At 28.4% G+C, this 11,016-nt stretch carries 9 protein-coding genes; all 9 read right to left on the reverse strand.

The features are described 5' to 3' along the window. Positions 1-297 precede the first annotated feature (297 nt). Positions 298-1,485 carry a DUF4932 domain-containing protein gene (locus QVZ41_RS14065; RefSeq protein WP_302885279.1) on the reverse strand — a complete coding sequence of 396 codons (1,188 nt, stop codon included), beginning with the start codon at positions 1,483-1,485 and terminating at the stop codon, positions 298-300. 928 nt (positions 1,486-2,413) lie between these two features. Next, complete coding sequence (locus tag QVZ41_RS14070; protein ID WP_302885280.1) at positions 2,414-3,031, reverse strand: hypothetical protein; 618 nt, start codon at positions 3,029-3,031, stop codon at positions 2,414-2,416. 224 nt (positions 3,032-3,255) lie between these two features. Beyond that, positions 3,256-3,840, reverse strand: a complete 585-nt coding sequence (locus tag QVZ41_RS14075; RefSeq protein WP_302885281.1) for an N-acetylmuramoyl-L-alanine amidase family protein — start codon at positions 3,838-3,840, stop codon at positions 3,256-3,258. A gap of 228 nt (positions 3,841-4,068) precedes the next feature. Then, the gene (locus tag QVZ41_RS14080) at positions 4,069-4,794 is read right to left on the reverse strand and encodes a restriction endonuclease, SacI family (protein WP_302885282.1); all 726 of its coding nucleotides are present in this window, start codon (positions 4,792-4,794) and stop codon (positions 4,069-4,071) included. Positions 4,795-5,031: 237 nt separating this feature from the next. Beyond that, entirely contained in the window at positions 5,032-5,412 is a 381-nt protein-coding gene (locus QVZ41_RS14085; RefSeq protein WP_302885283.1) for a hypothetical protein, read from the reverse strand. A gap of 902 nt (positions 5,413-6,314) precedes the next feature. Continuing rightward, positions 6,315-7,406 (reverse strand): hypothetical protein, encoded by a 1,092-nt coding sequence (locus QVZ41_RS14090; protein ID WP_302885284.1) that lies wholly within the window; start codon positions 7,404-7,406, stop codon positions 6,315-6,317. A gap of 218 nt (positions 7,407-7,624) precedes the next feature. Further along, positions 7,625-8,377, reverse strand: coding sequence for a hypothetical protein (locus tag QVZ41_RS14095; protein ID WP_302885285.1), 753 nt, complete (start codon positions 8,375-8,377; stop codon positions 7,625-7,627). Beyond that, positions 8,350-8,694 carry a PadR family transcriptional regulator gene (locus tag QVZ41_RS14100; RefSeq protein WP_302885286.1) on the reverse strand — a complete coding sequence of 115 codons (345 nt, stop codon included), beginning with the start codon at positions 8,692-8,694 and terminating at the stop codon, positions 8,350-8,352. Before QVZ41_RS14100 ends, QVZ41_RS14095 begins: the two co-directional genes overlap by 28 nt. 1,033 nt (positions 8,695-9,727) lie before the next feature. Continuing rightward, on the reverse strand, positions 9,728-10,261 hold the full coding sequence (locus QVZ41_RS14105; RefSeq protein ID WP_302885287.1) for a hypothetical protein: 534 nt from the start codon (positions 10,259-10,261) through the stop codon (positions 9,728-9,730). Positions 10,262-11,016 lie beyond the last annotated feature (755 nt).

The following is an 11,016-nucleotide window of genomic DNA, read 5'->3' on the forward strand; positions in this document are numbered from 1 at the left end:
TTAATTTCTTCTTCAATATTTATTAAATTATTTTCATTACAGCTTAATAATGAGAGTGATATAATAACTAAACTGATTTTTTTCATATTTTTAGCTAACGGTTTTGGCTAGGCTTTGTGCGGGAAGAAAATCGACAAGATTTTCGAACATGGACTAAGCCGAAGCTTTTTGTTTGGATTTGTTTCTTTTAGTTTCACTAAGCCAAATCAACAAGATTTGGCGACCTAGTAAATATACACAAAACTTTGAAGTAAGCACAAAACCCGCATGAAGTTTAGCCGGTGTTATGCTACGTTTTTATTTTAGTTTTTCATTTATAAATTCTGGTGTACCATTCTCGAATACATTCAAAAGCTCTGGAATAAAATCTTTCCACATTGGATATTTTTTTCGATCATTCTCAAATTCAATTATTTTTTCTTCCAATTGTGGAAGAAAAATAAAATGTTCCAAGTTGGTATGGTAGTTTCTTAAATAATCAGCTCTTTCTTTATCTTTTTGAATTTCAGCTATTCTAATTTCTCCTAGGCGTACTAAGCTTTCTATAACATAAACATTCCACGTTTGAATACCTTTTGAGTTCATTTTTTTCTCTAATTTTTTAGTGAATAAACGTGATGAGTTATCAATTTGTTTATGATAATTTTCAAGTTCTGAGTTTACGAAAGAGTGTCCAAATTCATGTATAGTTAGAACTCTTGCTCTGGGTTGATAATCAAAACCAAATTGGTCATATTTCTTTTTTGTGGAATTAATAGGTATTTGAACGTAAGGACTCATAATTTCATAGACATTTTTTTTACCATCCTTTTGAACTGTTGGTCCAATTCCACGACCTTCATTATTTTCTATCGGCCATATCATCATTGGACTAACCAAGACAACGTATTTTTCTCTGCTGTCTCCATAATACTTTTCTATAGCATCTGTGAAACCTTTTGGTATATGAGTTTGAACTTCATGTATTGCACCATTATAAAAATATGTGTTTTTTTTAAAAAAATCATCAATGTTCTCTGTATGATAGAAGTTATAAAGTACTTGTAAATAATTTGAAATTATATTTTCTAATATTTTTTTTTTATTGCCTTTTAAATGTGTTTGTGAGAATTTAAAGTCTGACGGTCTTTGTAAAAGGTCAAACTCTGGTTGTTCTAATAAAACTTCCATCATAGCATCGTTGCCATATCCAAAGCTTATCAAAGTATCATGAAGTTTGGCTGTTTCAATTGCGATTTTATTTTGGGTTAGATTGTCAAAAGCAGTTAATGCTTTATCAACAATTGGTTGGTAACTTTTACAGGTTTTTAACTTATATTCCTCCCATTGTTTATAGGTCTTTATATGGTTAATGGAAAGTATCTCTGCGAGAAAGTAAGTTTCTATGTTTTTATTAAAGGTTACGGTAAATTTTTCAGGCTGTTTTTTTACTTCTTGGCAAGAAAGTAATAATATCAAAATTCCTAAAGTCAATAATTTTCGCATTGAGTTTGGTTTTATGTTATATCTTAAAGACTTCTTTTTATGTGAATTGGTTGCCTGAAGATATTTTTTTATTAAATGTAGCATAACGGTTTTAGCTAGGAAACGTAGCGTTTAAACTAGCCGATTAGTTTTCAGATTAAAACTACACAAAATAAACAAAAAACCAACTTTGATTAAGCACAAAAAAAGCTATGTTTTTTAGCTGTTGTTAGCTTATGCAACATTTCACATAAAAATGTTGAAAAGGGTAGTAGAGTTTCCAAACTTTACGCAACGACTTTAAAATCGCATTTCTACGATAATTTTCATGTTCTGCTTTTCAAAGAATTGAGAATGTTGTTTTTGAGAATTTTTAGGGAATTGAGTACGTAACTTTAAGCCGCCATTTATCGTTTATTAAAAACTTTCATTAAGAATTAAAAATGTTAGTTTTATTAAAATTCAGCGTACAGTTCAGCACGTAAATTATGGACACCATTTTCTTTTTAATTAATAAATTTTCAAAGAATTATTGATTTCGTTTACCTTTTACGCAACAGTAAATAATTCAATTATTTCTCAGTTTAAAAAGTTTAGTTTTTCAGTTAAAACATTAATAAATTTTATGTTTTGGAAAAGTTTCATTCTTTAATTTTTTGAGTCAAGATTGGTTTCAAACAATTAAGAAAAAGTTTCATTTTAACAACTGCGAAAAATTCAGCCATGAATTTCAGCGTTGTTAAAGCTAACGGTTTTGGCTAGGCTATGTGCGGGAAGAAAATCGGACAGATTTTCGAACACGGACTAAGCCGAAGCTTTTTGTTTGGTTTTGTTTCTTTGTTTTTAACTAAGCCAAATCAACAAGATTTGGCGACTTAGTAAATATACACAAAACTTTGAAGTAAGTACAAAACCCGCATGAAGTTTAGCCGGTGTTGTAGTGCGTTTTTTATTTCATTTTCCCTATCCAAATATCTCCTTTTGGATAAAAATAAATTTTCTCATTATCAACTACAGCTACATGAAATTCTTTTTGAATGACTCTTTTATAAAGTTTTTGATCTTCGTAATATTGTTCTTTATGCTGATATTCTTCTTTAGGAAAATTTATTTCCCATTCATGAATTGAGTCCATATCAGTTTTCCTGTTCCAAGTAAAATGTTGTAGTTCAGTTGATAGATTTTCAGATAAGTTTAAGTTAAATTCGTTTTTTTTCTTAGAGTTTAAAAAAGCTTCATTTTCATAATAAGGTATTTTTTCTTCTATTGCACAAACAACTTCTGATTTTAACATTCTTGGATTATATAACCAAATTGCTAAATAATAATCTTTATCTAGTTTATCAAGTTCATGTTTCCATTCAAAATATGTTTTCAGTAGAGTTTCAATAACTAACTTCCTTAGCTCTCCTTTAATATTAAATTCAGCACCATACCATTCTTCGATTTCATAATTGTAATATTTTTCATTATTTAAAAAATCTATATTTAATTTAGATTCAAAGTTATTATTAGACTTATTTATTTCTCTAATAATCTTCTTTGAAAGAATGGTATTCTTCTTCATTTTAATTTTTTTTCAAATGCACTACAACGGTTTTGGCTAGGCTTTGTGCGGGAAGAAAATCGACAAGATTTTCGAACACGCAACTAAGCCGAAGCTTTTTGTTTGGATTTGTTTTTTGTGGTTTCACAAAGCCAAATCAACAAGATTTGGCGGCTTAGTAAATATACACAAAACTTTGAAGTAAGCACAAACCCCGCATGAAGTTTAGCCGGTGTTGGCAATAGTTATTTTATCACGCTTAGTATTGATTTCGCAAGTTCGGTTTGTCCTTTTTCGCTTGTCAATAATTTTCGGTCATTTTCATTTGTTAAATATCCAAGTTCAACTAAAGCAATAGGATATTTTACATTTTTTAAAAGATAAAAATCCGCTTTTTTAATTTTAACATTTTGTTCATTAAAGCTGTAAAATAATTTAAGTGCTAAATTTCCTGACTTTTCTTTCTGATTGTTTTTGTCGCTAATAAATATTTCTTTTCCCCTTTCATTATTATCACTAGCAGAATTTGCGTGAAGTGAAATTACAAATTCAGGTTTTAAATCGTTTATATTTTTTGTTCGTTCACTTAATGCAATAAAATCATCAGAACTTCTGGTCAAAAAAATTTCGATATTTGAATTCTTATTCAATTCTTTAATTTTATTAGCAATATTTAATGCGATTTCTTTTTCATTAAATCCAGCAACACTTGTTCCAGGGTCTTTTCCTCCATGACTAACGTCAATTACAATTGTCTTTTTTTCAACAGTTGTAAATGCCATAGTGATTGTCAAAATTGCTAATCCGATAAATTTCATTAAGTTTTTCATTGTTCTCTGTTTTTGTTTTTAATTATTGCCAACGGTTTTGGCTAGGCTTTGTGCGGGAAGAAAATCGGTCAGATTTTCGAACACGCACCTAAGCCGAAGCTTTTTGTTTGGATTTGTTTCTTTGGTTTCACAAAGCCAAATCAACAAGATTTGGCGACTTAGTAAATATACACAAAACTTTGAAGTTAGCACAAAACCCGCATGAAGTTTAGCCGGTGTTGTGCATTGTTATTTATTTAACCTTACTACAAGAGACAAAACACTTTTCTTTAGGTAATAAGAATCTTCGAGAGAAAGAATTTCTTGTGATATATTAAATACGCTTTCTGGAATTATATTGACTGATATTTTAAATTTAGTACTATTTTGTTTCAATACTTTATCAAGAATTTCAGAATATTTATTTTCAGTTAGACTTTTATGTTTATTTATTTCATTCTTTGATTTAGAATTTTCACAGATTTCAAAACAAGTAAAAAAAGTACTCTTTAAATTAGTTTTTCCTGTATGATTGTCTTCTGTATAAAGTAATTCTTCTAATCTAAGAATATCTTCAGTTATTTTTTTTCCATTAGGATTAACAAGTTTTACTTCTATAGCTGAATGTGGTTCGTTATTTTCGTAAATGGTTATATCAATGTTTCCATTTCTTGATGTATTATTAAATCCTCTAATTTTTTGATTAAAAATATTTATAGGATTTTCAATATAGCTAAATGTTGGAACAGCATTAATAGAAAATTCACTAGTCTTCTCTTCAAGATTTATTTTAATAATTGGTATTATTTCATTTTTGTTTATTTCAGCAATGGATTTAGCTATATTTACATTGATTAGATATTCGGGCTTAATTGTAATTTCATTTTGATCACTAAATAGTCTTAAATCTTTACAAGTATTTAACATACCTGATATTATTTTTTCCTCAAGTTTTTCGGTTAAATTATTTTTCATTAATGATGCACAACGGTTTTGGCTAGGCTTTGTGCGGGATTGAAAATCGACAAGATTTTCGATTACGTACTAAGCCGAAGCTTTTTGTTTGGTTTTGTTTCTTTGGTTTCACAAAGCCAAATCAACAAGATTTGGCGACCTAGTAAATATACACAAAACTTTGAAGTTTGCACAAACCCGCATGAAGTTTAGCCGGTGTTACCTGCTGGCTTTTATTTTTCACGTTTAGTTTTTCAATCAGTAATGTACGAAATAAGAGTCCGTTTCCTCTCCATCATCAACCATTCTTATTCGGACATCGAACAATTCAGTCAAAATTTTATCTTTAGTCGAGTTGTCAAATTTCTCAAATTCCATTTCATCAATATGTTCCGAGATTTTGTCTCCGTTATGCCATTTTTCCGCCAGAATTTTTTCAATCAAAATGTTCAATTCGGGAGATGGAATTTCCTTTTCAGATTTGTGCCAAATAAATTCTTGTCGTTCTTCTGGGTCATTTTCGTCATAGATTGCAATTCCTCTTATCGAATCAACCGTTTCGTTAGTCAATTCAATCTTTTCAACTCCATATAATTTCAGATATGATTTTAAAAAATTTAGCCTGTTCGATTTATTCATTGCATTTTTTTTAGCTTGTAGGTAACGGTTTTGGCTAGGCTTTGTGCGGGATTGAAAATCGACAAGATTTTCGATTACGGACTAAGCCGAAGCTTTTTGTTTGGTTTTGTTTCTTTGATTTCACTAAGCCAAATCAACAAGATTTGGCGACCCAGTAAATATACACAAAACTTTGAATTTAGAAATAAACCCGCATGAAGTTTAGCCGGTGTTGTGTAAAGGTTTTTTATCCATAATTTATGATCTTTTATATTTCATAAAATTAATTTTTTAGTAAACAAGACTTCTAGTTCTCTTTCTTATCTATATTTTTCAAACCTATAGAAAAGTTTCCCTTCTTTTTCTTAATGTTTCCTTAGTTTTTGTCTCCTTTACCGATGTTTTAGTACTTTCAAACATGGTTTCAGGTACTTATGGCGATGGTTTTATACTTCCCGACACCTACAAAGGCGTTCCCGACATCTACAAAGGTGTTCCCGACACCTACAAACCTATTCCCGACATGGTATTAGATATCTTTGCAGAGATTTTTTTAATCTTTCGATTAGTTTCGGTTTTCTTTACTGATGTTTTTTGTGTTTTATTGCTAATAAAAATGTTTTAATATTAGAATTATTACATTTTTTTCAAAACTTAGAAAAGCTTCTGTTTTTTGATAAATTTCAAGTGTTGTTTCTGTTTTTCAGACTTTTACACAACGGTTTTGGCTAGGCTTTGTGCGGGAAGAAAATCGGCCAGATTTTCGAACACGTACTAAGCCGAAGCTTTTTGTTTGGTTTTGTTTCTTTTGGTTTCACAAAGCCAAATCAACAAGATTTGGCGACTTAGTAAATATACACAAAACTTTGAAGTTAGCACAAAACCCGCATGAAGTTTAGCCGGTGTTGTAGGTAGTTTTATTTCTATATTTTTTGAATTTCAATTATATTGTTTTCGAATTTTAATAAATCAGTAGAACATTTTTTGCAAGTAATTGAATTTGAGTAAAAAAATGATTCATAGTCATTTCTGTTTGTCTCGTTTGTATGATTACAATTTTCACAAATAAAATTTAGATTTTCAGAGAGTATTTTAAAAAGTTCATTGTTTTGAAATGTTTTAGTTACTTTATTTTCTTCTGTGAATAAAACATATCCAATGAGTCTTTTAAATTGTTTTAGAATTCTTAATGAATTGTTTTCAGTATCATTGTTTTTTATAAAACTAAAAGCTATTTCATCAATTATTGATGCTGAATAGAAGAGTAAATGAGGAACAGTTAAGTAGTAATTTTTTAATTGTTCAATAATGTCATTTTTTCTAGAAAAAATAAAATTAAAATTTTGTTCAGTTGTTTTATAATGTGAATCGTTTGTTACAATATGTAGAGCTTTGTTTGAAATACCATTAATTCCATTAACAAAAGTTTTATCATATCTTAATTCGTATATGAAATCTTTCGAATAGAAAAAATTCATTTTTAATTTAGATGTAGCTTTTTCTATGGTCTCTTTTATAATTTCTACATTTTTATACTTAAAACTAGGGTCATAATTTTTAGGTTCTCCGATATGAAAGAATTTATAAATGAAATCTGTCCTATCTACAAGCAATTGTTCTAATAATAATAATTCATCTGTAAATGGTTTTCTGAGAAGAGCGTACGCAACAGTAGATTTACATTTTTTTGCACAATTTAAAGATTCAAATATGAAATTAACAAAGTCAGAACTGATAGATAATAAAATGTGTTTTGTTAAGATGTTTTCAAGTTCATTATTTAATCCATTCTCTTTTAAATAATCTAAAATGTGTATCTCATCATTTTCTAATTGTTCAATATTTTGAATGTTTTTATCAAATGAAATTTTAGTTTCAAGTAAAGATTTGTAATTTTTTTTAGTAAATATTTCAGTTATTTGATCGTATATAATAGCGCATATATTATTTATTTTATGATATTCTTTCGGAAGAACTTCATCAGTTTCATTTTCTATAAATAGTATTTGCTTCATTATTAATTACCTACAACGGTTTTGGCTAGGCTTTGTGCGGGATTGAAAATCGGCCAGATTTTCGAACACGTACTAAGCCGAAGCTTTTTGTTTGGATTTGTTTCTTTAGTTTCACAAAGCCAAATCAACAAGATTTGGCGACTTAGTAAATATACACAAAAATTTGGAGTAGTATAGAAGCCCGTATTAATTTTAGCCGGTGTTGTAACCTGTACTTTTTATTTCGAGATATTTAATCTATTAGATTGTTTATTCTTCCAAATAAAAAATATTGACACAGAAAAAATGATCAAGGCACTAAATGTTTGATAACTTATAAATTTAGTTTCCATTATATAACTATTATCATGAGAGGTAAAATCAGATAGTAATTCTAATAATGTTGAAGATTTTGAAGATACAAAAGGTCTTATACCAAGAGCTGTTATCTGATTATATAATCTATATGTAATTATAGGTGAAATTATAATTAATGCTATAAGTGTTTTTGTATTATTTAATTTAGATAGAAATGTTTTCCTGTTGTTTAAATTTAAATAAATTACACTAAAAAATGTAACGCAGGTAAAAGCTAATAATATAATAGATATAGTATTAAACATATTATTGACGTCTAATCCTTTAGATATAGATAGGATTAGAGAAATAATAAAAAACGATTTACTTAAGGTTATAAAAGTTATATAAATTAGGGCACCTTTGAAATATGGTATTAATTTTTTTATATAGGAAAAATCATTATTCACCTTATCGAATTCTATTGTAATATCATTAGTTTTTCCCATGCGTTTTCGTGCAATAATAAATGATTCTTCCTTGTTTAAGCCTTTGGACTCTATATCCTGAATTAAATCAAGCAGGTGGCTTTCAAGTTCAATAATATTAGATTTAGTTAAATTATTTTTTTCAGTTAATTCCTGTTTCCACTGATTAATATTATTTTCTAAATTAAATTCGGTTCTATTTTCCATATTTTTGATATTATTTGATTGATAGTTGTCCAATTTTCTTTTTCAATTTTAAGTTCTTTTTCCCCTTCACTACTAATATTATAGTATTTCCTTTTTCTTCCAGATTCTGCAATTTTCCACGAGGATTCAATTAATCCTTTTTTTTCTAGTTTATGTAAAACTGGATATAGTGTACCTTCTCCAAATTCTATTTTTCCACCAGATATTTCTTTAATATTTTGGATTATTTCATAACCATAAGATTCGTTTTTTGTAAGAATTGATAATATTATTGGTATCGTAGAAGCTCCAATTAATTCTTTTGATAATTTTTCCATGATTTAATAATTTAAGACAAATATACATAGAAGTTCGATGTATAAAAATAATAACGACTTTTTTTTGTCTGTATGGTTTTAAAGTATTGGTTACAACGGTTTTGGCTAGCAAACGAAGCGTTTGATAAGCCGATTAATTTTCGACCTAAAATACAGAAAAAAGAAGAAAACTAACCTTGGGAAAGCACAAAATTAGCTTTGTTTGTTAGCCGGTGTTAACTTATGCAGTTTTTCACAAAGAAATATTGAATTGAAAAACAGCATTTTCCGATTTAAGCGCAACGACATTAAAATCGCGTTTCTACGATAATTTTCACGTTTTCCCTGTAAATATTTATCGATTAAAGATTCATTATTAACGAAGACATTTAGCGCACAGTTCAGAACGTAATGATTAAAAGCTATTTTTCTCAGCCAATAAAATTTATCAAATGATCTAAACTTCTCAAACAAAACTTATGCGTACAGTTTAAAACGTTCTAATTTTCAGCGAAAAGATGGTTTAAAATATATCGACTACCGATTAATTTTCAATGAAACAATTTTAGCGCACAGTTTAAAACGCAACGATTAAAAGTTTTTAGTTTTCAGTTAAAAACAAAGTTTCAGATTTAAAAATTTTGCGTGAGCATTGATTTCAAATAGATAAAAAACCTTTCATTTAATTCACTGCGAAAAATTCCACCAGGAATTTCAGCGCTGTTTAAGTTAACGGTTTTGGCTAGGCTTTGTGCGGGATTGAAAATCGACAAGATTTTCGAACACGTACTAAGCCAAAGCTTTTTGTTTGGTTTTGTTTCTTTGGTTTAGACTAAGCCAAATCAACAAGATTTGGCGACTTAGTAAATATACACAAAACTTTGAAGTAAGCACAAAACCCGCATGAAGTTTAGCCGGTGTTAGCTGTAGGTTTTTTATATCTCAATTTTCTGTTTTATTTCATAGCTTATTCTGAATAAATTGATTCATAGCTATCTCTATTTTCAAAATATAACAATAAGTTTTTTTAGATTTAAAATCTCGAAAGTTGATGTTATTTCAAACGTTTAATTATTCTATTTCTTAGATGGTTTGTTTCGCCTAAATGGTCTGTCATATCCATATCATTATTTTCGAAACTTAAAACAAGATTCAAATTAAATTCACCTGACTGAAAAGTTATAATCCCATTTATAAATTTTTTGTATTCTCTTGGGAATAATATTCTATTAGATCTATCAGATGCAGCTTTGACACGAAATTCAATTCTATTTTCGAAAGAAGAAATAATTTCCCAATTGTATTCTTCTGACATAGAGTATATTTCATTTTTCAACTCCAAAACATTTTTATTTGTTTTATATGTTTTAAAAAGAAGTTTATTATGTTTAAACCACATAAAAAACAGAGCGATAAGTAATACTAAAAAACTAGCTTTATGAGACGTATCAAACTCTTTGTTAAATTTTTCATTCAATAATTCATTAAATAAAAATATACTTGGTATAAGTAGGAGAATTAATGGGAAGAAATAGTAAATCAAAGATTCAAATAAGTCTAATTTTCTTTTTTTCTTATGTAATTTCAAAATTGTGTTTTTTACTTACAGCTAACGGTTTTGGCTAGGCTTTGTGCGGGAAGAAAATCGACAAGATTTTCGAACACGCAACTAAGCCGAAGCTTTTTGTTTGGTTTTGTTTCTTTGGTTTCACAAAGCCAAATCAACAAGATTTGGCGACCTAGCAAATATACACAAAACTTTGAAGTTAGTACAAAACCCGCATGAAGTTTAGCCGGTGTTAACTAAAGTTTTTTTCAGACTGATTTTTAGATTGAAAAAGTCATGTTAAAAAAGTTAAGTTTTAAAGAAAATATTAGTTTCCTATTTCCACAAAAATTTAGAATAGTTAAAGTTCTTAATCATGACAATTTTTCAAAAGAAACATGATTTCACATAACTACGATAATTTCCTAAGCGTTTCTACTGTTTTCAATTATCAAGAAAAGAAGAACTTTTTAAGTTTAAATAATTTCCCAAAAACTTGATGTTTTTCGTAGTTACGATTTTTCAAACCCAACTTTTGTCAGGATTTCTAAGTTTTTTCAGCTAAGAAAATGAATGTTCTTATTTTATGATAAATTTCAAAATAGGAGAGTAGTAAAAGTTTCAAATTATAATAATAATTCTACGGAAAACGCCACTACGATTTTATTTTAGTTAACGTGTTTGGCTAGGCTTTGTGCGGGAAGAAAATCGGCAAGATTTTCGGACACGTACTAAGCCGAAGCTTTTTGTTTGGTTTTGTTTCTTTGTTTTCACAAAGCCAAATCAACAAGATTTGG

This window comes from Wenyingzhuangia gilva (assembly GCF_030519655.1).
Classification (GTDB): domain Bacteria; phylum Bacteroidota; class Bacteroidia; order Flavobacteriales; family Flavobacteriaceae; genus Wenyingzhuangia; species Wenyingzhuangia gilva.